The 23,736-nt window shown below is 46.9% G+C and carries 17 protein-coding genes; 4 read left to right on the forward strand and 13 right to left on the reverse strand.

Annotation, left to right across the window (positions count from 1 at the left end; all coding sequences use genetic code 11):
* Positions 1-3: 3 nt before the first annotated feature.
* From ACNI23_RS04380 to ACNI23_RS04420, 9 genes are all read right to left on the reverse strand, one after another.
* Positions 4-4,872, reverse strand: coding sequence for an FtsX-like permease family protein (locus ACNI23_RS04380; RefSeq protein WP_420246996.1), 4,869 nt, complete (start codon positions 4,870-4,872; stop codon positions 4-6).
* A 19-nt stretch (positions 4,873-4,891) separates the two neighbouring features.
* Positions 4,892-5,626, reverse strand: coding sequence for an ABC transporter ATP-binding protein (locus ACNI23_RS04385; protein WP_420246997.1), 735 nt, complete (start codon positions 5,624-5,626; stop codon positions 4,892-4,894).
* Positions 5,627-5,686: 60 nt separating this feature from the next.
* On the reverse strand, positions 5,687-6,364 hold the full coding sequence (locus ACNI23_RS04390; protein ID WP_420250553.1) for an ABC transporter permease: 678 nt from the start codon (positions 6,362-6,364) through the stop codon (positions 5,687-5,689).
* A 229-nt stretch (positions 6,365-6,593) separates the two neighbouring features.
* Positions 6,594-7,379, reverse strand: coding sequence for a polysaccharide deacetylase family protein (locus ACNI23_RS04395; protein WP_420246998.1), 786 nt, complete (start codon positions 7,377-7,379; stop codon positions 6,594-6,596).
* On the reverse strand, positions 7,379-8,536 hold the full coding sequence (locus ACNI23_RS04400; RefSeq protein ID WP_420246999.1) for a glycosyltransferase family protein: 1,158 nt from the start codon (positions 8,534-8,536) through the stop codon (positions 7,379-7,381). The genes ACNI23_RS04395 and ACNI23_RS04400 overlap by 1 nt, the downstream gene beginning before the upstream one ends.
* On the reverse strand, positions 8,533-9,150 hold the full coding sequence (locus ACNI23_RS04405) for a histidine phosphatase family protein (protein ID WP_420247000.1): 618 nt from the start codon (positions 9,148-9,150) through the stop codon (positions 8,533-8,535). Before ACNI23_RS04405 ends, ACNI23_RS04400 begins: the two co-directional genes overlap by 4 nt.
* Entirely contained in the window at positions 9,150-10,268 is a 1,119-nt protein-coding gene (locus ACNI23_RS04410) for a glycosyltransferase family 4 protein (RefSeq protein ID WP_420247001.1), read from the reverse strand. Before ACNI23_RS04410 ends, ACNI23_RS04405 begins: the two co-directional genes overlap by 1 nt.
* A gap of 145 nt (positions 10,269-10,413) precedes the next feature.
* A complete protein-coding gene (locus ACNI23_RS04415) occupies positions 10,414-11,676 on the reverse strand; it encodes a glycosyltransferase family 4 protein (protein ID WP_420247002.1) in 1,263 nt (420 codons plus the stop codon).
* Positions 11,676-12,842, reverse strand: coding sequence for a glycosyltransferase family protein (locus ACNI23_RS04420; protein WP_420247003.1), 1,167 nt, complete (start codon positions 12,840-12,842; stop codon positions 11,676-11,678). Before ACNI23_RS04420 ends, ACNI23_RS04415 begins: the two co-directional genes overlap by 1 nt.
* Positions 12,843-13,091: 249 nt before the next feature.
* Here ACNI23_RS04420 and ACNI23_RS04425 point away from each other — a divergent pair, with 249 nt between their 5' ends.
* The 4 genes from ACNI23_RS04425 to ilvN all read left to right on the forward strand — a co-directional run bounded on the left by ACNI23_RS04425 (position 13,092) and on the right by ilvN (position 17,219).
* Entirely contained in the window at positions 13,092-14,261 is a 1,170-nt protein-coding gene (locus ACNI23_RS04425; RefSeq protein WP_420247004.1) for a hypothetical protein, read from the forward strand.
* Positions 14,248-14,961 carry a class I SAM-dependent methyltransferase gene (locus ACNI23_RS04430; RefSeq protein WP_420247005.1) on the forward strand — a complete coding sequence of 238 codons (714 nt, stop codon included), beginning with the start codon at positions 14,248-14,250 and terminating at the stop codon, positions 14,959-14,961. Before ACNI23_RS04425 ends, ACNI23_RS04430 begins: the two co-directional genes overlap by 14 nt.
* 318 nt (positions 14,962-15,279) lie before the next feature.
* Positions 15,280-16,944, forward strand: coding sequence for a biosynthetic-type acetolactate synthase large subunit (ilvB, locus tag ACNI23_RS04435; protein WP_420247006.1), 1,665 nt, complete (start codon positions 15,280-15,282; stop codon positions 16,942-16,944).
* 2 nt (positions 16,945-16,946) lie between these two features.
* Complete coding sequence (ilvN, locus tag ACNI23_RS04440; RefSeq protein ID WP_015851648.1) at positions 16,947-17,219, forward strand: acetolactate synthase small subunit; 273 nt, start codon at positions 16,947-16,949, stop codon at positions 17,217-17,219.
* A 31-nt stretch (positions 17,220-17,250) separates the two neighbouring features.
* Here the strand turns inward: ilvN and ACNI23_RS04445 are convergent, their stop codons facing one another.
* The 4 genes from ACNI23_RS04445 to ACNI23_RS04460 form a co-directional block, all read right to left on the reverse strand.
* Entirely contained in the window at positions 17,251-18,171 is a 921-nt protein-coding gene (locus ACNI23_RS04445) for a hypothetical protein (protein ID WP_420247007.1), read from the reverse strand.
* A 192-nt stretch (positions 18,172-18,363) separates the two neighbouring features.
* Positions 18,364-19,812, reverse strand: coding sequence for a DNA integrity scanning protein DisA nucleotide-binding domain protein (locus ACNI23_RS04450; protein WP_420247008.1), 1,449 nt, complete (start codon positions 19,810-19,812; stop codon positions 18,364-18,366).
* A 69-nt stretch (positions 19,813-19,881) separates the two neighbouring features.
* Positions 19,882-21,798, reverse strand: a complete 1,917-nt coding sequence (locus tag ACNI23_RS04455) for a YgiQ family radical SAM protein (protein ID WP_420247009.1) — start codon at positions 21,796-21,798, stop codon at positions 19,882-19,884.
* A 48-nt stretch (positions 21,799-21,846) separates the two neighbouring features.
* Positions 21,847-23,607 carry a PocR ligand-binding domain-containing protein gene (locus ACNI23_RS04460; protein ID WP_420247010.1) on the reverse strand — a complete coding sequence of 587 codons (1,761 nt, stop codon included), beginning with the start codon at positions 23,605-23,607 and terminating at the stop codon, positions 21,847-21,849.
* Positions 23,608-23,736: the final 129 nt, after the last annotated feature.

Here is a 23,736-nt window from a genome sequence, read left to right on the forward strand (position 1 = left end):
TATTTAGAGGTCTGCAAGCTTTTTACTAGTATTCAGTCCGGTAAAACCGAAGGCCATCATTTCCGGTACCTTTTCGCGGAAGCTCTTTTGTTTTTCCGGGTCTAGTGAACGCCAGACCAGGAATTGTTTTCTGATGGCGTTGATGAAGTCTTTATTCAATCGTTTCCATGCACCTATTTCACCAGATTCGCGGGTAATGAACAGGACAGCTTCAAGAAATTGCGGATGAGCTGTGGCCGGTCTGAAACGAAGTTCGACCATCTGCTTTACACCGAAATCAAATGGAGCAAGCCAGACCCGCACATTGAAACGGAAACAGGTTATGTGGTCCGGGCATCCGTCCAGCAAATTACAGACTGATTCCGGCAAAGGTTCCTGACTGAAGTTTACTTCGATTTCTGAAGTGGAAAACAAGCCGTGAGAAACCTCGGTGTGTGATTCAAGGTATTCAAGCAGGAAGCCGCCTGCATCCTGCTGCTCAGCATGTTTGAGCAGGAAGGGCAGCGGTGCTTCGATGGTGTTGGTATCGGTGTCCGGCATCTTCCATGAACGGTTGACGTCCGGAATGGCAATGTTTGCCGCTACCTTGGAGGGGTAGATGACCGAAATAAGGGTTACGGCAATAACCAGCAGCATTGCAGCTACTCCTGCCATGGAAGAATAGTTGGCGGTCATGCCTGCCCAGAGAGGTGTCCCGGCCAGCAGTCCTGAAGCTGTCTGTGCTATCAGATAACCGACCACCACACTGATTACAGCAAAGGCTATGGCCTCGGCAATAAACAGGAATGAGACATGAGTCGGGGCCATTCCGATGGAAGTGTAAACCGCAATTTCCTTTTTACGTTCATAAACACTGGTTATCATGGTATTAAGAACGATCAAGGCGGAAATGATCAACGGGATCATTATGTTGCCCATACCCGAATAATTCATGGTGTCAGAGGCCTGACAAATGTACGTACCGCTCTTACTGCAAGAGAATATCGGCAGTCCGTATCGGTCAGTCATGTTATCTACGGTTTCCGTTGAGAATTTTCCTGATACAGGTGCGATTGCCACTGCCTTGAGAGTGCCTCCCATTGCCATGAGGGTTTCATAAGGGATGATGGCGGTAACCTCACCGGGAATGTGGGTATAGCGGCCCTGAAAAGTATCGATATCTTCACCGGATTCAATGGCTTCAGCTTCAACTTCACTAAGCTCCTGTGCTGCGGCGGACGGAAAGATGACCGGTGTCATGGGTTCTCCGTCAAGGTCGGTGTGCTCGCTGAATTTTTTGCCGTCAAAGATACCTGTTAATACGAACTTGCTTCCCCATACATTTATGATGTCTCCGGCAGATGCACCGAGACGGGAGGCTATCTTTTGAGAAAGCAGAATCTGGTTTGTTTTGTTGGGGGCAAGCCAGTTGCCGTCCACAAGAATCTTGTCGATTCCACTGACAAGTGGCTCTTTAGCGCCAAGACCGACAAGACCTTTTACTTCTTCCTGCTTGCCATCGAAACTTACAGGAGTGATAGCAGATGTGGTTTTGTCTTTCAGCTCCATCCAGCCGCGTGGAACAACAATGCCGTTTTCGTCAAAGTCGTTGCTGACAATGCCTAGTGTTTCTCGGGGTAGGTCATGCCAGCCTAGATTCTTTAAGAACAGGCCATGGTAGGGCTTGTTCTCGCTGAATTTCACGTAAGTGTGCTGACGCAGAGATTTTACCGCGGTAAAGCTCATAATGGTGAAAGTCAGGATAGTAAGGGTCAGGCAGGTTAGAAAGGTCCTGAGTTTTCTGCGGCGCAGGTTGCTGACCCCGATGACAAATGCGGAGGTAAAAGCCTTCCATTTGCTGATCTCGGAGGTCTGGGTTTTATGTGCGCGTTGTTGAAGCTGGATCATTTCCTTCTCAAAGCGGAAAAAGATGATCAGTGAAACCATAATTGAGAGGCCGAGAATAAAAAAAGCCAGAATTACAACCATGGGGCTGTAGGTCAGCTGAAAGGCCGGATGCACTGAGTAGATAACCGCAATAACTGCCAAAAGGATTACCAGAAAGCCTACGATCCGTTTGTGGATATCCGCGAATGAAAAAATCAACCTTTCCATGCAGTATGCAAAAGGAATGAACAGGGCGATATAGAAGAGAACCCCAACCAGCACATCTTTCTGGGTCTGGTCCACATCAAGGTAAACCTTGGAGGCCAGTGCCCAAGCGCTGCGGGCATTGGTCATGAAGTCATCGTAGCGCTGTTCTTTCCATGCTGTTTCCGCCTCGGCCAGGGCTTTGGTCCCTTTTTGTTCCAGAGTCCTGATCTGCTGGTTTACTATGCCGTGCGATTCAAGGTTCTTTATGCGCGGATCAAGCAGGGTCCACATATCCTTTGCCGCGCGATAGTCGGTCGCCGGGATAATGGGCCATTCCTTGAGGTTGTATCCTTTACCTGCCGGATCAGTCGGTTTGGACTGAATGAGGATCATTTTGCGGTTCAGAACCGTATCGGAAAGAGTCATCTTCAACGGGATATCCGGCTCAAGAAAGACACTTGCAATGGTTGATGAGCGGGTATCAATACGGCTGTACCAGTAATGCATGGGCGCTGCATCGCGAGTTCCGTCCAATACCTCCACTTTGGTCATATAGCGGAAAGTCCGCGGGGTCAGCAGGTCGAACAGGGTTGTCTGACGGCAACCGAACATAACAAGCTTGGTTTCCATGTCCAATCTGCGCATTTTCAGCCTGTAGGCATTTTTACCTGTCTGTTCCTTATCAATGGCCCAGACAATCCTGCCGTCATCGTTGTATTTATAACCTTCGATGATAAGTTTGGACTGAACCAGTTTCTTGGAGGCAACTCCTTTGTAGTCAAAATCGCCTTCGGAATCGGACAGGGCATAAAATCTGGTCTTGCCCTGAAAAGCCATGAAGACGGCTCCGGGAGCAGGCTGGTCCGCGAAAAGTTCACCCTGACGGATGAAACGGGCCTTGCCGTTGACCATGGCGTAGCCTTTGCGCGGCATTTTGGTGGTTAAGGGGCCTTCGCTGTTTGAAATCTTACGGATTAGTCCTTCTGTGAATTCGGCCTGTTTTTCAATGTTGTCCCAATTCACATTTTCAATGGTATCGAAAGGGGTTCCCCAGTATTCGCGCCCATCGTTTACAGTGGCAAATGTGAATCCGAGTTTGCCGGACATAGTGGCGACTTCACTGCTGAACTGCGGTTGGTCAAGTAACCATGTCTGCCAGGGGCGGGTCCGGTCCGGGCGCAGGGTGTCTTTGTACATCCCGTCTGTACCGGTAAGTTTTTCCACTTCCGGTACAGCGTCTTCAAGAATGTCATTTATGCGTGAAAATGTACGTGAAAGGTTGATGCTCGGGCGAAGTTCATAGAACCAGCCTTCGCTAAAAGCTCCTACTCCCTCACCATGGCTGGAAAGATGGAGTGATATAGCGCAGACCATTTCTTTCGAGCGCACGATCTTGCGCAATTCACGGGCACTTTTAATCGCGCTGAGCTGTTGTGTTACATCCTGCTTGGTCTTGCGGATCTTTTCTCTTACCTGAGGAAAAAGGTCTTTTACTGCCGCCATTTCTTCAGATGGCAGGTTGGAGTAATCTGTTTTCCATGAGATTCGGCGCAGAAGTTTGCGTTTTTCATCCAGTTTATCGATTCTGGCCTGATCAGCATTTTCCTGCAATCTGAGCTGCATGAGTTTCTTACTGACAATGTCCACTTCATCTTTGATCTGGTTCTTCAGGGTTTCGTAGAGCAAAGTGAAAAGCTTCGGATTCTCAACAGCTAGCTCAGCCGCAAGCGGATTATCAAGCTCAAGGCCATCAAGGATTTTAGATGCATCATTCTTTTTGTTGCGCAGTTCCACCTTAATCTTTTTGAGTGTCTTGCTTTTACCGGAAACAGCAGAAGCATATTCCCTTATGCCGCGCAAAGACTGGGCATGTCCGGTAGTTGCCAAAAGCAGTACCGAGCGTTTCGGCGGATTGGCGGCCATTTTTTTGCCGATTTCAAGAAGCGAGGCAATGGAAAGGGCTTCGTCCGCCCCCGGTGAATCCCCCATGACATATGAGGAGCTGTCGAAAAAAGCTTCGATTACGATAAGCTCCTCGTTCATTTCGGGGTCACTGCCTTGAATCATGCAGTATACGTTTTCAGCTTCAATCCGTTTCCATTTGCTTTGCGATTTGAGTTTTCCGGACTCGGCAATAAGTTTATTTCCGATTCCTGCATCGAATCCCAGCTCATTGTGTGCGTCTTCAGCACTCATGTAGTAACGGGGGAAATCCAGAGGCGAAAGCTCCAGCTTTTCTTCGAAAAATCCTTTTAAGGTCGGACCGTTATCAACATAAATAAGGGCTGATGCCCCAAGACTGGCAGCATTGAGCCAGTTCTTGCCGGAATCCATGTCCATAAGCACAATGGCATCTTTGACCGGAAGTCCGTTGAAGTCATTGAGTCTGCCTTTGCCCACGTAAACGACCGGTCCGCTGAGACCCTCAACAGGAGTTGCGGGTGGAGAAATAGCATTGAATTTGGCAGGTCTGATATTGATCTGTTTTCCATTGTCGATACTGAAGACAGTATCTTCGGCAGTCATGGTCGGAGCGAGGAAAAGGTGTTTTCCGGTTTTGAAATCACCGAGTTCCTCAAATTTCATTTCAATATAATCGGCAGCTCTTCTTGCGCCCAAGGAACCGAAAGAGCGGTCTCCGAAAGATGCAAGATCTGTGATGGTCTGCTGAATGGATTCAGCTGAACTATAGGCCTTTCCGGGTGCTCCTGCACATAGCATAAGTAGAGCGGACAGCAGGAATATGGCAATTCTGCTGCGCTGGCGCGGAAGGATATTTTCAGATGACAGTATGGACATTAACGGGTGCCTCCGGTGATCAGGCCATGCGGATGCAGCCCACGTCGATGTTGAGCTGGTCGCGGTGTTCAATTTTTTTGATCAATCCGTCTTCGATCCAGACAACCCGGTCCGAGGCGTTGAGCATTTTGTAGTCGTGAGTTGCGGTGATGATGGTCACACCTCGCTCCTTACTAAGCTCGTTCATCAGTTTGATGATTTCTTCCCCGGTGGAAAGGTCGAGGTTCCCGGTGGGTTCGTCCGCGAGGATGATAGCCGGGTCGTTGGCCAGCGCTCTGGCAATGGCGACGCGCTGCTGCTGACCTCCGGAAAGTTCCTGCGGTTTGTGATTGTAGCGTTTGTGGAGTCCGACAAGATCAAGCAGTTCTATGCCTTTGGCTACTGCGGCGTCGTTATGTACTCCGGCGAAGATCATGGGCAGGGTGATGTTTTCCAGCGCAGTCATAACCTGAATGAGATTGAAGGTCTGGAATATATATCCGATTTTTCTGTTACGCAGCCATGCGAGTTCAAAGGCATCCAGCTGGGCAATGTCCACTTCATCGATGTAGACTTTGCCTTCGGTTGGTTTATCCAGCCCGCCGATCATGTTGAAGAGAGTGGATTTACCGGAACCGGAAGGCCCCATAATGGAAAGATATTCCCCGGCAAAGATTTCAAGGTCCACTCCTTTAAGTGCTTGAACATCAGTACTGCCGAGTTTGAAATTTCGCTTAACTCCGGTCACCCGGACGATGGTGTGCTGGTCGGCCATTTTTCTCGCCTTTTATATTAAAGTTGTTGTTCCGTTTGAAATTTATTCGGTTTCTGGAATTTATTCTTCCACCCGCATGGCTTCAATGGGCCGCATGCGTGCAGCAATGAAAGCCGGATACATTACACCAAGCAGGCTAAGCCCGAAGCCTACGCCAATGGAATAAAGGAGTGACATACCGACTTCATCAACAGGAAGCATGGTCAAGGCATCAAATCCAAAGCGGAGCATGCCAACGAGGATTGCGATAATTGCTCCAAATAAAGATCCGAGCAGAGCTCCGGTTGTTCCCTGCATTGAGGCTTCGAGCAGGAATAGACGCAGAACAAAGCTGTCCAGTGCGCCGAGGCATTTCATAGTCCCGATTTCACGGAAGCGTTCAGTCACAGCCATAAGCTGGGCGTTGATGATTCCAACGGTGCAAACCAGCAGCGAAAGGATGACGATCCAGCGCTCTTTGGCACTGCCGCCCGGTTCATAGCCGGATTTATCCAGTACCTTGATCAGTCCGGGGTCGCCTGAGTTATAGAGTCCGTTGGATATATCCGCACCCACGAGAACATAAGCCAGAAAAGAGACTGCCAGAATCAGGCTGGTTACGGTGACCATGTTTCGTAAGAAACGTGATTTTAGGCTTTTTACACTGATTTCAAAGGACTTTTTAAATGGCAGAACGACTTGAGCCGCAATATCCGGCTGATCGTTTTGATTTTGGAATGGAATTTTCTTTTTCGACATGTCTTGCTCGGTAGATATGAATGTATCTGATCTCATGATTCGCCCCCGTGAATCATGAGTGAATGTTTAGCTGTCAGCTATTTATAAATAACTGAAACGGGCTGAAATGCAAAGGGAAAATGCAAAGTCCAGCACTACTTCCTCGTTATAAGTTTTTATTACGACGAGGATACAGTGGATTATGCTTTTTGAGTATTACAAAGCTGCAAATTTGATTACAGCAATGTAATTAAAGAAGGTCACGTATGTCTTTTACGCGCAAGCCGGGAGTGATGTTTATTTTACCGAGCAGGTAATGGAGGAAAAGCTGTGAGGTTTTATTCATACGCTGATGATGGAGCATAAAACCCGCGCAGCCGGATTTGCCAGCTTCTTTCATCAGGTCTTGCAGAGTCTTCAGTCCTTGCTCAGGGGAAGATTCCTTTATTGTGTGCAGGTCAATATTAACCGGTATGTCCGGCAGTTCCTGCGGAGGATTCGGGTAAACATTGGTGCTTCTGGAAATAGCACTGAAGCCTAGTTCAACAAGGCTTTTCATTGTTTCTGCTGAGCAGCGGTTCCATGGCGGGGTGAATAAGGGACTGAAGTTGTTGCCCAGCAGCCTGCCCAGTTTGGCTTTACCTCTGCATAGTTCTCCGGCGACTGCATTTTTATCGCGAGAGGGCCCGAATTCGAATTTCTTGCCGGTCTGCTCGTGATTCATGTGACGGTAGCCGTGCTGATGCAGAGCCCACAGCTTTAAATCAGGACCTAATTCTTCAAGGAGCATGTCCCGGCGCTGTTCGTTCAGCCATGAAGGGGCAACAGCCAAGGCCAGAGGGGTGTTGTGCTCTTTAAATATTTTTATCATGGCGGAAAATTGTTTACCCGGATAGCCGATATCGTCAGCTCTGAAGAATACATCACAACCATCGTGCGGAATACTTGCGATGAAATCATCCCACCAGAGATCAAAGGATTCTGTGAGGGTGGAAAGATTATTCTTCCAGATTGCTGAAACGGGTCTGCAGGACATTAAATTTTCCTTAGATCTCTGATTAAATCTGCCGATTTGCTCGCGCCTTTCAGATTGATGCCGTGATCAGTCCTGTTGCGGCTTTGGCCTAGCAGGTCACTTATGGTTGTAGTCATTGTCGGCATGTCAGTTGAATCAAGAATTTTCAACGGTATATACTTCGCAAGTCTTTCCGCGCGCATACGTTGTTCATGATTCTGGGCAAAGGGAAATACTGCAGAGGGAATACATGAGGTAAGGATATCCATACAAGTATTATATCCGGCCATGGAGATCATAGCATCTCCGGCGGAGAGCAGGTCGGTGAAGTCACTGGCAAAGCGTTGAATGGTTATATTCTTGTATGGTTTTGCAGTGGCGCAGAGGGCAGCGTATTTATCATCATTCAAAAATGGACCGCTGAGCATCAGCAGTCTGCATTTATCTGTGTTAAGTCCAATGAAAGATTCCAGCGTTGCCTGCATCAGCGGTCCGCCGACTTTACCTCCCCCCGCACTGGCAATGAGTAGCTTTTCGTCCGTGCTTAAATTCAAATCTGCACGGATTTCATCACGCCTATTCTCTGCAGGTTTTCGGGCTGCAAAACCAGTGTATTCGCATGGAATTTCAATTTGTTTGAAAGCCTGAAAAGTTTCATCCAGTGCGGCAATTTTCGGGTCGGCATGTATAAGCAGCAGATCAAAATATTTATTCAGGTATTTTACAACACGGGCTTCGTGTTTGCCTCCGTCGTTGCGTTCCACGAGGATGTCCCGCAGGGAACAGACGACCTTTACGTCTCCGAATTGACCTTCTTTGACGGCATCCAGAACGGGCAGGAGTTCAAAACGGAAGGCTTTGCGTCCAAAGGGGAAAAGTTCAATGAGAAATACATCCGGCTTTTCCTCTTCGAATATTTTAAAAAGTCTAGCGCTGCGCTCTTCTTTGACTTCTTCAAGGTCACGGCCTTCTTCGGTGGGCATCAGTCCTCCGAAATTTTCATTCATACATAGTCCGGGTAACTGCCGGTATTCCACATTGGGTGGTAGATGTTGGTCCGGGCGTTCTCCTCCGGCTACAAAAAGGACTTCCTCCTTGTCTAAAGCTTTGGCTATTTCAAGGCTGCGGAAAAAATGACCCATGCCCAGCACGTGCTGGCAATAATGAATTATTTTCATAACTCGTCGTTCAGCCTTTCAATGGAAAGTTTGCCGTTCCAGTTCAACCAGTGCAATTTGCGTCTTTTGAGCAGTTTTCTTTCTTCGGGCATGAAGTCGTGGTCCAATAATTTGTAGATGACTGATTTAATTACACCTTCGTGCGCGACTGTCAGAATTTTTATTTCGTCTTTGTCTACGGTGTTAAGAACTTCGCTTATTCCTTCTTCTAGGGCTTTAAGGCCGCGCTCGGCGCATTCTGTTCGGTTCTCGCCGTTGTTAGGGGTAAAATGCCAGCCTTTGGCGACTTCTTCATCCAGTTTGCCGGGAAATTTTGCATGCAGTTCATCCATGGTTAAACCGGACCATTCTCCCCAGTCCTGTTCGCGCAGGCCGGGAAGGTGAAGGGTGGGCAGATTCAGGCCTTCAGTGATAATATTGGCGGTCTCGATTGTTCTGCCCAGATCGCTGGTCAGCACCGCATCAAATGTATGCGGTTCAAGGGTATCTCTCCAGCCTGCAGCCAGTTTTCGTCCATGTTCTGTAAGCGGAGAATTGAAATGGCCTTGAATACGTCCTTCTTCATTCCATTCAGTAACCGAGTGGCGGATAAATGCGATTTTTACTGATTTCATTAATCTTTCCAGTGGCTGATGGTGATTAGTTTTTGTTCAACTTCATGAAGGTTGCTGTTCAGGTCGAAATTATTCCTTACGTGTTTTGGAGCTGTTTTTGCCAATTTTTTTCGCAAGCCGTTGTCAGTGAGAAGTCTATTCAGGTTGGCAGACATGGCCGGGATATCCTTTTCCGGGGATAATAATCCTGTTTCCCCGTGAACAACCGCTTCTTTAGGGCCTCGTGTCGAGTAGGCCACTACCGGAAGTCCGGCACATTGGGCCTCAAGGTAAACCATACCAAGCGCTTCATTTATTCCCGGGTAGGCGAAAATATCCGCTGCACTATAGTATTTGTACAGTTGATCGCGTTTTACCTGACCGAGGAAGACTATTCTATTTTCGGCTTTTTGGGCTGCCAGCTTTTCAAGACGCTGGCGTGCTTCTCCATCTCCGGCAATGAGCAACATTGCATCAGGGACTTTCCTGCTTATCGGAGCAAAAGCATTGATCAGATCAGTGATGCTTTCAGCTTTGACATCTTCACGGAGCATGGCAGTGCTGAGAATAATCTTTTTTCCGTTCAGTTCGTATTTATTGCGTATCTCTTCAGAGCCCTGCGGGCAATAGTTGAATTTATCCGGTTCAATGCCGGGATATGTGCGTGAAAGCTTTTCCGGGAGAATGATCCGAGAAAGATTGTGGAAATCGATGGTCTTGTTAGCAAAGACATGGTCGGCGTGAAGCAGGGCATTTTTGTTCGCCATGTAACCGGCCCAAGTTTTATAATTTCGGCGGTGTTTTGTGGCGAACACTCCCTGATAGATTGCGTAGGGTATGCCTGTTTTTTCGGAGATATAAGGCCCCAGCAGGTCCGGTGATTTGTAATAGCTGTGGTAGGTCAGCCAGAGATCTGGCTTAAATTCTTCAATCCGTTTTAAGGTGCGTTTGAATTCAAGGTAGAGAGCAGGCCATTTTAAAGGCTTCTGAGTGATATGGCGAAGCCTGAAGCGGCTGGCAATGAGCAGTTCATGGCCTTGGGAACGCAGGAAATCATGCAGAGTCTTCCCGATGATCAAATCCCCGGAAGGAAGCGGATGATCAATGGGTTTATGAGGAGCAAAAAAAGCAACTTTCATCTGCATGGCTCCCTAAATTGTTGCCTCCGGCGGCTTAAACCCTTTTTGCAAAAAGGGTTTAAGAATCCCAAAAACTTTTATTAAGCTTCGCTGTTTCTAATTTCGAAGCCCCTCATGGTAAACTTTATGTGAAGCTTACTCAAAATTATGCTTTAATACCGTACTGTTCGTATACATCCGCCAGCTTGTTGATCCAGTAGCGGTTGTCGAAAATTTCGTGAACCCTTTCTTTTGCTGCAGGGATCAGGCTCTTGCGCAGTTCCTGATCGGTGAGCATGCGTTCCATTGCATCAGCCATGGAGTCAGAGTCTCCCGGCTCAACCAGCAGACCTGTTTTGCCATTCTCGATCAATTCGGGAATACCGGAAACTGTGGTGGCAACAACAGGTACGGACATGGCCATACTTTCAGCCAGCACGTTGGGGATGCCGTCTCGGTCACCGTTGGGTGCGATTTCACAACCAAGGACAAAGAGGTCTGCCGTGCGATAATGTTCAAGCACTTCCTCATGAGGTTTTGTACCCAGCCAGTTGCATCTGCCGTTCAGTTTCAGATCATCCAGCAGCTTAAGGGTTTCTGCGCGCTCGTCTCCGTCACCAACGATGTTATAGTTGAAGTCTACACCTTTTTCTTCAAGCTTTTTAAGGGCCTTGAAGACTGTGGGCAGACCTTTTTTTGTGGTGAAGCGAGCTACAGTGAAAATTTCATAAGGGCCGGAACAAGTGAGTTCCTTGTCGGAACTGAACAGATTCAGGTCAATGCCGTGGTAAACCTTGTGGATAGGTTTGCCTTCCGGAGCGATGGATTGCAGATAATCGCAATTGTATCCGGTGCAGGTCACTGCGAACTTGGCTTCGGAAATCTTGGCGGTGATTTTTTCCGGCTTCTGGGTGTAGATATCCTTGGCATGTGCAGTAAAGCTGAAAGGCAGGCCGGAAAGCCGGCTTGCATTTCTGGCTACAGAGCAGGGGGAGTGTGCGAAATGAGCATGGAAATGGAAAATATCTGATCCGGGCAGAATTTTTTCTACAATGTATTCACCTTGGAGCATGTGCTTGAATGAAGCTTCACTTCCGGTCTCGCGGTAGACATTCCATATTCTGTCGATGCGGGCTGTAAATTCTTCGTCTTTACCGTAACGCTCATCTTTGAGGCCCGCATCCATGTCCTCGGAACCGAAAAGTTCTTCAAGGCATCCTTCAAGTGTGGAAGGCAGATATGAAACTTCAGCCTTGATTTCAGAAATGGACTTGTGGGTAAAGTTTTCACGCGGTTTGCGCATGGAAATGATATGAATCTTGACTCCTCTCTGTTCGAGAAGTCTGATCTCATTAGAAATAAAAGTCTCAGAGATACGCGGGTATCCCTTGAGAATCATCGCAAGGACGGGCTTTTTGGAATGTGTCATTAGCAGTTGTCTTTAAAATAGCCCACACGGTCATGCATGACCTCAAGGCCTGTGAAGTTGAAGTTATTAATGGCTTCCCGGATGGAATTGGAATTATTCAGCAGATGGTTGATCTTTTCCATAATTGTGTCAGGTCCAAGCTTGTGCCAGGGCAGAAAGTCTGCAAGGTTTTGCTCTTTCAATACATTGGCGCGAATAGTCTGCTCAAGGCGCGGAGTCTCCCGGGGGACGATAAGGCTGACCTGCTTGTGTGAAAGAATTTCGCAGATAGTGTTGTAGCCGCCCATGCTGACTACGAGGTCGGCATTACTGAAAAGCTTCTCCATTCTTCTATAAAAATGGTAGAAGGTTACGGAAAGATTCTTTGCCCTTTTTGAAAGGTCAAGGCGCTGTTCCTTGGACATGAAAGGTCCGGTGACCATTACGGTCCTGAAGTCCTGCGGATTATATTTTTCAAGGGCTTTCAGGTAGGCATCCATCATGGGATAGCCGTCACCGCCGCCTCCGGCAGTAATTACTACCAGCTTTTTGCCGTTCTTCCTTTTATCCGGGCAGGAACGGTTGTGGATTTTCCGGGGAATGTATCCGGTGAAAACCATTTTTTTGCTGATGGATTCAGGAATAGCGTATTCCTTGATGGGATCGTAATACTCTTGATGCCCGTAGACCCAGATTTCTGAATACAGATTATCCAGAACATCATATATGCCTTTGTCGGTCCAATCCTTAATAGTGCTTTCGGAGTCATCCATGATATCACGCAGGCCGAGGATAGTTCGGGTCTGGCCGATCTGCTTCATCCATTCGAGGGTGGGCATGATCTCATGCTTCATCCCTTTAGGAGCCTTGTCTACAATGAAAAGGTCCGGTCGGAAACTTTTGGCTGTAGCATCAATGATAGACTGTCGGATGGACATAGCATGAACAGGCTCGATTTTGATGGAATGCGGGACATAAAGATCGTTGGATTTTTTGATCATTCCGGGTACACGGACAAAATCAATCTGTTCAGGAAATTCGAAGCGTCCCACAATGGGGGAGCCTGTAAGGATGAGTATGTTTACCCCTTTGCATCTCAACTGTGATGCGATTGCCATCGTACGACGGATATGCCCAAGACCGTAGGTGTCGTGGGAGTACATTAAGATGTTGTAAGTCTTGTCCATTTATCGTACCGATTCTCAGGGGTTAAATCGTTTCCGCAAAAGGCGGAAATTATATTGCATCGTTTTAGTCGTTGGCATATCTAGCGGAAAGGATAATATATGTAAATCCTTAAAAGCGACGATTGCATGCGTGCTAATTTCTATTATTTTTTTTAATCAGAATCAATCCCTTTTCTGTATTTTTGTCGATATGGTAAATACTTTTCATTTTACTGAAATAATTGTGATTATTTTTTACAAGGTTGTCTGATGGATTCGAAATTGGATGTTTTGATTTATGCCCATGATGGACGGGGGCTGGGACATGTTAGCCGCAGTGTGGGGATTGGTCTTGCATTGCGCCGGTTATATCCCGAACTTTCAGTGCTTTTGATTACAGGGTGTTCTACCACGGCGGAGTTGGTTGGAGATGGATCTTTAGATTGGATTAAGCTGCCATCCTATAAAACCAACGTCACAGCCGGGAAGTCTTCTGGAGTAAAAGGCGATTCCAACATTGATGATAAGCTGCTCGGTGAGCTTAGAGCACAAAATATTCGCGATATTGTAGCTGCATACAGTCCGAGGGTATTTCTTGCAGATCATACACCACAGGGCAAACATAAGGAACTGTTGCCGTCCCACGATGTCTCGCCGGAAACTGTACGTGTTTTAGGAATCCGTGCTGTTGTGGGGGAAGTTGGCAAGGTCTGGTCTGATTTTTCATCCGATGTTTTTTCCGGAACATATTCCAAAATCCTTTGGTATGGTGATTCATCTGTAGCCGGTGCAGGAGAACTTGAACGTTTGAATGCACATTATGGAGTTAAGCCGCATGAGGCGGGTTATGTCTCCCGTTTATCCGAGTTGCGCTTTTTGAATAACGGCAATGAAGAAAGGAGTAGGCTGGCCGGTGTTATTTCTGTGCCTTGGTCCGGTGAAGGTTCTTCAGTTCTTTTGGATAAATTGGCACAGGCTCTTAGTAATATAGATGTGTCCCACGGTGATTGGAAAATTTATATGAATCTGCGTGAACGCGAAGCCATGGCGGCAATCGATAGTTTTGATGGACTCAAGCATGTCAGTTTTGAGCAGGTGGGGCCTAAATTTCTCTGCGATTTACGCAATTCCCGCAGCGCGGTTATCTATGGCGGATACAATAGTCTTACCGATGTTATGGTCTGTAATGTTCCTTCACTTGTTTTATTGCGTGGGATGAAGGATGGCGAGCAGGAAGATCATGCAGCGGTGCTGGCCGGAAGGTCTTCTGCAATCCAGAATGTATTTTCAGATCAGACTGTAGCAGTTGATGAACTGCGTGAATCACTGCTTAAGTGTTTGGAAGCGGATGTGGATGAGTCTTCAATCAACTTAGATGGCGCTGAAAATGCGGCCCGTTATCTGGCGGAGCTGGCTGGAGGGTGTTGTGCTGACCGCTAGTCCTGAATTGAGAAAGAAATTGCGCGGGTTGACCAAGGAGTTATCCTGTCACGAAATGAAGCAGTGGGAGAAAATTCTCGCGCCGCTTGATCGTAATATGCGTATTCTTGAGGTCGGTTGCGGCCGGGGCGGAAAGACCGATTTCTTGCGGGCGCAGGGGTTCAGCAATATTCTCGGGGTTGAGAAAAATGAATTTCAGGTTCGCGAATGCTGCAAGCGTGGTTTGAACGTTGTTACCCTTGATGAATTTGCAGAGCAACACGGCTCGGATCAGTTTGATTTTATAGTCCTTTCTCACATTATCGAACACTTTGATTTCGCGGGTTTGGTGGAATTTATTGATGGTTATCTGGCCTATCTGAAACCGGGGGGCTTGTTATTGATTGCCACTCCTATGCTTCATCCTCATTTCTGGTTGGATCTGGATCACCAGAAGCCGTATTATCCACAAGGTATAAAGAATTTTTACAGTGGTGCGGACGAGCAGGTCGGGTTTACCTCAAAGTATCGTCTTAAGCTTAAAGATCTCCGCTTCAGGAAAAGTCCGTTTCGGGTAAAGAATGACCGCAGCCTACTATTAAAGAAGAACGATCTGCCGATGCTGCTGTTAAATGTGGTTGGTGCAGCATTGTTTAAAGTAAGTTTTTCTTTGCTGGGATTTAAAAGTGGATGGGTAGGATTATATAAGATGCGTACCTGACTTGCATTTGTTTAAAAAAGTGCTTGCGTATGACTTATAGTTGGACTATTGATTTTTGAACGTTTTAAATTTTTTACGGATTTTTAAAGAGAAGAACTGGAATGCTACTATCTACCCTCGACCATATTAACGCCGTCGTCGCAACCGTCACCAACGTGGTGATGGTCGTGATTTCTGTCGTGGTCGTGCGAGGCTTAAGTGAGCCGGAGGGAAGGTTGTAAGCAGCAGTTTACATTCACAAAGTGTAGTTGTAACCCCCCGCCGGCTCAGCCGACGGGGGGTTTTTTATTATCATCAGGAAATTGTGAGGGTGCGAAAATGGAAATCAGCGGTGCTAAATTGGTTATTAAACTCTTGGAACAACAGGGGATTGAAATTGTATGCGGTATTCCCGGTGGTTCCAATCTGCCCATCTACGATGCCTTAAGGGATAGCTCGATCAAGCATATCCTTGCCCGCCATGAGCAGGGTGCCGGATTCATGGCTCAGGGTATGGCCCGTACTACCGGAAAGGCTGCCGTTTGCATGGGCACTTCCGGTCCCGGCGTAACCAATCTACTCACCGCCATTGCTGATGCAAGACTTGATTCCATTCCCATGGTCGCAATTACCGGTCAGGTAACCAGCACTCTCATCGGTACGGATGCTTTTCAGGAAGTTGATACCTACGGCCTGACCATTCCTATTACCAAGCATAATTTTCTGGTTCAGTCCGCAGCCGATCTGCTGGAGATTATTCCCGAAGCTTTCCGGCTTGCGGAGTCCGGCAGACCCGGTCCTGTTGTTGTTGATATTCCTAAAGATGTTCAGAAAGAAATCATCGATATTTCTGAGATTTCGAATGCTATTTATCAGAAGCCGGAGAGAGCTGAGGGTGATGGAGAGCTGATCGAAAAAGCCGTAAGCATGATTAATAAATCCCGCAGGCCTGTCATTTATGCCGGGGGTGGTGTTGTAGCTGCTGATGCTTCTGCTGATCTGCTTAAGTTTGCGCGCAGAAACTCCATTCCGGTTGTAACCACACTTATGGGCCTTGGCGCATTTCCTCACGGAGATCCTAATTATCTTGGCATGCTCGGCATGCACGGTTCCCGTTCCACCAATATGGTTATGGAAGAGGCTGATTTGATTATTGCGTTGGGCGTTCGTTTTGATGATAGGGCAGTTGGTAAAGCCTGCGAATTCTGCAAGCATGCCGATATACTGCATATTGATATCGACCGCTCTGAAATTGGAAAAATCAAGTCTTCCAACCTTTCCATTGTAGGTGATGTTGGACATGTTCTGCACGAACTGGTTGAAAAGGTTGAAGTTTCAATCAGGATTGGATGGAGTGCACGCATTGCGTCCATCCGCATGATGTATCCTGATATCCGTCCCGATGAACAGGATACTTTCCATCCGCTCAACTTGATTAGGGTAATGGGCGAGACACTTCCCGATGATGCCATTATTACCACTGACGTAGGCCAGCACCAGATGTGGGTTGCGCAGGGGTATCCCTTCCGCAAGCCCCGGACTTTGCTGACTTCCGGCGGACTCGGAACCATGGGCTTCGGTTTACCCAACGCAATTGGTGCGGCATTGGCTAAGCCGGATAAGAAGGTTGTCTGTGTTAGTGGTGACGGTTCTTTTCTGATGAATATCCAAGAGCTCGCCACTCTTGCCGAGCAGCGTTTGAACGTTAAGGTTCTGATCATGAACAACAATCGGTTGGGACTGGTTCGTCAGCAGCAGGAGTTGTTCTTTGAAGAGCGTTTCTTTGCTTCAACCTTTGAAAGCAACCCCGATTTTGCATCTATCGCCAAAGGGTTCGGGCTTCCTTCATTTGATCTCGGTGAGCAGGAAAATCCGGAATTGTTTCTGCGTAAGGTTCTGGGACAGGATGGTCCTTGCGTAATCAATATCCCCATTAATTTTGAAAACAAGGTTCTCCCCATGGTTCCGCCTGAGTGCGCCAACAGGGAAATGATAGGAGGCTAGTCATGTGTAAGCATAATTTTGTTATTGATCTGTTGGTACGCAACCATGCGGGGGTTATGAGTCAGATTACCGGTCTTTTTTCCCGTAGAAACTTTAACCTTGAGGGAATTATCTGTGGTCCTGTCGGAGATGGCGGACAGAGCCGGATGATCCTTACCGTTGCCGATGACAGCAAGCTTGAACAGATCATGCTGCAACTTGAAAAATTATACGATGTGCTAAAAGTGGAGCAGGTTGAGGGGCATCCGCTCACTGAGGTTTTGAGCCAGCTTTAGAACAATAAATAAGGCCGGAGGTTATCCGGCCTTATTTATTTGTCATAAGAAAACTTTTGCTGTTGAGGATTTTCCAATCCTTAGTGGCTTTGCAGTAGAACCCGCCTTGGGTGAGCAGCTTTTTTATTAAACCATTTTGGCGCATTTTTTTTATGCCTATTTGCAGGGACTTGAATATTTTTTCGCCATCAGGATGCTGTTTTGACACAATAAAGTGCCTGCTTTCAGTTAACGAAAATTTGATTCCTTTAACAGGAACAAGGGTTATCCCGTAGCGAGTAACGCTCATGTCTTTTGAATTTTGAAATCCAAGCGGAATCCAGTCAGCACGTCCAGCCTTGATCATCCTGAACAGACAATCCTTGGTGGGACCTTTCTCAATCTCTTTTATCCCCATATCCTTCAAGGTTTGACATTCGTTGGACCAGTGAATCCCAACCAAAGCTTTACCTGCCTTTCTCAGGTCTTCAATCGTACGGACATTCAGGACTTTGTGATTGCCGGGAAGACAGAATATTCCTTTTTCAAATTCTCCATCTTCAATAACCGGGGCGCTGACATATATTTTGTCTCTATATTTCAGATGTTCAATAGAACTGAGGTTGAATAGATGTGAGCTGACAACTGCATTTCCTTTGATCAACTCATCTTCTTCTCGTCTGACATTAGGCGTTTGTATGAAATTCACTTGGGCATCAATTCCCCCAAGTTTGAGAGCATTTTTCAAGACCATCAAGCTGGCAATGCATCTGGTCTTGATTTCAGGAGGAAGCTGATTTTCTGAAAATGGAACTGTTTTGGCTGAGTCGGGAAGGTTGTCGTATTTTTCAACTGCGTTTTTGGTTGTAGCAACTGCAACTAGCATTTTCCCCTTAGCTAATGCAGGGAAAGAGTAGACAACAGCCAGAAGAAAAGCTGCGCTAAATATGAGAGTTGCGTGATTTCTGCTCATTTGCCTGAAACCATTCTATTCTGTTAAGTGCTTTTTGATTAATGTTTGAATAATTTGATTAGTTTTGGTTTTGCACTAATGTTCAGTGATAATCAAGTGTAAAATGAATAAGGCTTATGGGTAGTGTTTAATTAACTAATAATTACAATGGTTAATGTTGATATTTTTATTCGGCCTATTTTGATACAATATTCATCGGATAGACTTTAACTCTTCCATGTTCCAATCTTTAAATGTAGGTGGAGTTGTGACGCATGCGAAGAGTTGCTTCCATTCACAGACGGCTGTCAGTTCAACTCCGCGTTGAATTATAGAAACAGGTTTATCAGAAGAAACAACGATAACAATCAGGTTATCGTGCTCGGCAGTAAATCGCAGGGCGGAGTTAAAACGCGCTCCTCTGGCTCTATTTTCTCCGGATACAGCTTTACCGTCCAGAAGACATGCAAAGCCATGCAACTTCAAATCCTTACAAATGTGGACCGCACCATCAAGTCTGGTTAATGACCGGGCGAGCCCGCGTATCTCCGGCTCACGCAGATCCAGCGGTGCTTCTATGGTCTGTCCGGCAATGCTAACCGGATCATCATTAAAATCGATAACCAGCGTGCAGCCGTGGCTGCGATGGTTTGCCGTGGTAATCATCTGGGTAACCAGTTGAAAAAGGCTGTGACGCGTATCCGCACTTAGGTCCTGCTCCAGAAGGAATTCTTCTAGATGAACAAGGTTGGGCTTATAGTTGGTGGAAGAAAATTTGGCATCTGCAAAGCTGCATACTGCCTCAGTCCCTAGATAGACCATTCCCCAATCGCCTTTGAACTGAACGGAAATGGAATTATTCGTTGGCGGTATTGCTGCAATTCCGACTATGCACTTTCCGTCTGAAACCAGTTTACGGCTGGAACTTTCCACGGATTGGAGCAATTTGCGGACATGTTTATGATTTTTAAGGGAAGGCCTTTCGTTTTCCGGGAATTTGGCCATGTATTTGATTGAATCAAGTTCCGAATGTTCAATGAAGATCAGCTCCCCGCGAGCCCATGCCCCTTCTTCACGGGTTTTGGAGATTCCCAGTACTGAATCCAGAATGGGGTAAACGCGCAGTTGTGTATCCCAGCCCATAATGCGGTTGCGCTGGTCTACAATGTAATCGCGCACAGCATGAGTGGAATATTCACGCAGAAGGTGCCCGGAGCTGTCTATGCGTAATATATTCTGGGTGGCAAAATCCTGCGAGAGAAGCAGGGCCGCATATTCCATCCAGCTTTCAGTGGGGCCGATGGAACACATGTCCGGGTGCTGCTCGGTAAACCAGCATTGGTAGAATATACTGCTGGAACGGGCACTACAGGAGATTAACCCAGCAAGAGCAAGGTCCTTGCTGCGGACAACTTCTATGAGTTTTGTATTGTCATCATGGTTGCCGCCTTTGCGCCAGTCTTCGGAGTCGAGATAGTACTCCTTGAGTTTGGGCTGGTGTTCCCTAAGCAGATCCTGCGGATCATAAATACGCAAAGGATCATCAGGGGTCACCGCATAAATCAGGGCTGTACGGCTATTGGATGAAAAGTGGGAAAGTCCGTCCCGCAGTCCGTCCATAATGTGAAATATACACAGGTTGGCAAATGATTCTGAGCTCATAGAGTAATCCGATGTTGAAGTTCAGGTTAGGCATATCTTATATTAATTGCCTCCCGTTTCCAACAGGAATTACTTCGTTTTTTTCTTCTTGGTGAACCTTTTACCGTTGTCTTTTCGGTTAAATTTTTTGCCTTCTCCAGCAGCTTTCGGCCCGTCTTGGCGCTTGGTGTTTTTCTTGTCCTTTTTATGTCTGGGACTGGACTCCTGTGGCCTCTCGGGGGACGGCTTTCTTTTGCCCTGCTTCCCTGCGCGCGGGTCCCGGCCGGGATCAGGAATAAGGATGCGGTGCTGCTTCAAGCGTTGTGCATCTGTCTTTGCTACGTAAATTTTATTACCGGCAGGATCGGTTTCGCAATAGAACATGGCGGTGGCAACAGTTCCCGGAGTCGGGATAAAACATTGCACCTGACGAGGTTTCCAGCCTCGCGCGGCCAGCCAGGAAGCCAGATGGCGCATGTCACTATCTGTGCAGCCGGGGAAGGCGCTCATCAGGTAAGGGATGACATATTGTTCCTTGCCCGCTTTTTTTGATTCAACGGCGAACATCTCCAGAAAGCTCTCAAAGATGGGCAGGTCCGGTTTGCGCATATGTTTGAGCACCGAAGGCGCAATGTGTTCCGGCGCTACTTTCAGCTGTCCGCCGACGAATTCCTTGAAAATATCTTTCAGACTGGTTTTGTCCTTTTGACCCAAGTCGTAGCGTACACCGCTGGCAACACGCACATGTTTGATGCCGTCCATTTTCTGCGCATCACGTAACAGTTTCAGGTTTGCCTTCTGGTCATACTTGAAATTGGGGCAGACCTTTGGAACGAGACAGCTTTTGCGTTTGCATTTACCTCGTTCAAGTGTGCAGTTCGCATTCCACATGTTGGCGCTGGGGCCGCCGATATCGGAGACAGAACCCCGGAAATCAGGGTGATCCTGCATGCGCTTAAGTTCATCCATGATCGACTTTCTGCTTCTGGAACGGATATGCCGTCCCTGATGCATGGCAATTGAGCAGAATGAGCAGCCACCGCCGCAACCACGGTGTGAAGTGATGCTGAACTCGATCATATCCGCAGCCGGAATGCGTCCTTTATCTTTATAGATAGGGTGGGGCAATCGGGCGTAAGGCAGGCTGTACAGCCAGTCCAGCTCCTCGGTGGAAAGATATTGTGATGGTGGAGTGAGGACAACATGACGTTTATCAACCGGCTGAATGGCCCATGCATCACCGAAGTGTACCTGCTCTTCAAGGGCTAGGGTGGCGGTCATCAGCTGATTGGCTTCCTCAACTATCTCTTGATGTGAGGGGAGTTCGATCAATTCTGCTTCGGAGTCCACGTCTTCCGGGCTGCCCATGAAGGCTGTACCGGGAATGCCTTTCAGGTCCGCAGCAGAAGGCTCTTCCGCTTTGGATAGACGGACAGCTGCATCAAGCATAGCCCGTTCACCCATACCGTAGACGAGCAGGTCGGCTTTGCTGTCCATAAGGACAGGTTTGCGGATTTTATCGGTCCAGAAATCGTAATGGGAAATTCGCCTGAGTGAAGCCTCAATACCTCCGATTATTACCGGGAGACCTTTGAAAGCTTTTTTGATCAGGTTTGTATATATGATACATGCACGGTTTGGGCGTGCTCCGGCTTTGCCGCCGGGGGTGTAGGCATCATCACTTCTTTTTTTGCGGAAAGATGTATAGTGTGCGACCATGGAATCCAACGCTCCGGCGGATACACCAGCATAAAGGCGCGGGCGTCCCAGTTCTTCCAGTGCCTTGGGGTTGTTCCAGTCTGGTTGGCAGACTATGGCTACTTTGAAACCGTGTGCGGAAAGAACTCTTCCCAGCAGCGGGATTCCGAAGCTTGGGTGATCTATATAGCTGTCACCGGATACAAGAATAATGTCCGGTCTATCCCATCCCAGCTTGTCCATTTCCTTTCTGGTCATGGGCAGGAATTCAGGCTGGGACTGCTTTTTTGCGATAATGCTTTTTGTCATGGGGCATACATATAGCCGAACCCTGCAGCTGGCAAGGATCTTAATACGTTATTTAAAGGGGAGTTTAATTATAAATTTCGTCCATTCTCCGGGTTGCGACTGTACATCCATAGCTCCATCATGTTGATCAGTGATAATAAAGTATGAAACTGAGAGCCCCAGTCCTGTTCCCTTACCTATTTCTTTGGTGGTAAAGAACGGTTCGAAAATGTGTTTGCGTATATCCTCAGGCATTCCCGGACCGTTATCAATAATTTCAACTACAGCGTTGTGATCCTTTTTATATATTTTGCACGTGAATCGTGAGGGAGCAGGTGATTTAGTCATAGCTTCGGCGCCATTTTTCAGGATGTTAAGGAAAACCTGTTGTATTTCATTACCTTCACAAAGAACTGGAGCCATGTTTGTTTCGTATTCTCGAATGATCTCAATTTGTTTAAAGTCGTATTCCTTTTTTAAATCATAATCGCTGGAGGCGAGCTCTATTGTTTTGTCCAGCAGTTCCGACAGTTTTTGCGGAGTGAAGTTCTGTTCGCTTTTACGGCTGAAAGCAAGCATATTGCGAACTATCAAAGCAGCTCTTTCTCCTGCTTGATTAATACCGTTCAGCATGCGTGGGATTTCTCTTTCATCCATATAGTTACGCATGCTCTCCAGAGAGATATCATGTTTCTCAGCCACTGAAATGTTAGCTTTCAGGTTATCGTAAAGGCGTTTTTTTATGTTAGTCGCATGTCCCAGAATACCGGAAAGTGGGTTGTTGATTTCATGCGCCATCCCTGCGGCGAGCCCTCCTATAGACATCATTTTTTCCGATTGAAGCATCATGCGTTCAAGGTTGACCCGTTCAGTTACATCGTCAATACGAATAACTGCACCGCGTACTCCATTTGCAATGAGCGGATAGATTGTCACATCTTCATATGCTGTTTTGTCGCCTTCAGGGGTAGGTCTGTTTATATATGACTGTTTACGGCGCGTTGTAATGGCCTTGCGAATACGTTCCATTTCTGAGCCGAGTGTAGGCATAGTTTCTTTAAGGTTTGTTCCGATGGCTATGTCCTGTCTGATGCCGGAGACTAATTCAGCTTCTTTATTCCATTGTGTGATTTTGCCCTCGGGATTAACCCCAATCAAAATAGAAGGCATTGAGTCTATTATGTTTGCAAGATAATTGCGCAGGCTTGTGATCTCTTTTTCCACCTCTTTGCGTTGTTCAATTTCATAAAAATTACGCATGGCTTTGGAGGCTGAGTCAGATAGAAAGGCTGCGAGAGAAATATTATATTTGAGGATTTCTTCAACCCTTTTCCGGGTAAATCGTGGTACTTCATCAAGCGCGGTTAAGTATTTTTGCTTATCGAATCCATACTGTTCAGCTTGTCTTATGAAAAAATCTCGGTCCGGTTCTTCGTTTTCATAGAAAAATTGGCCTAGGAAAAAGGTTGCCACATGGTGCTCCATACACATAATTGGTACGCCGATATCCCAGATTCCGTTTGAACATTTGTATCCATAGTGCGTACCTTGTCTTATCTTGTTTGTAATAGCTGTGTCGCTGGCAATACATTTGGCACACGTATCAGGGTGAACCCGATGAAAGTCGGTACATATTTTTTGCCAGCCTGCACCGGCATAGATTTCTCCCGAGACGGCATCGATTACACCGGAAGGCATTCCTGTGGCTGCATAGCTTACATCCATCATGTTTTGCAGTTCATCAATCTCTACAAGGTCTTTTAGTAAAAGATCGGAGAGTTTCTTTTTTATCGTATCTGAGCATTCTTTTTTGAGTAGTGAAATTTTCATAGTCAACCTTGAATATATTAGAGAAGATAATAATGTCTTATGGTTCACAGCTATATAAATAAAACATAATGGTGGTATCCTGTCTATATTTCAAAGCATACAACTTTTGAAATTTGCACATATTGACCC

It is taken from the genome of Maridesulfovibrio pacificus (SeqCode) (genome assembly GCF_048612815.1).
GTDB classification, from domain to species: domain Bacteria; phylum Desulfobacterota; class Desulfovibrionia; order Desulfovibrionales; family Desulfovibrionaceae; genus Maridesulfovibrio; species Maridesulfovibrio pacificus.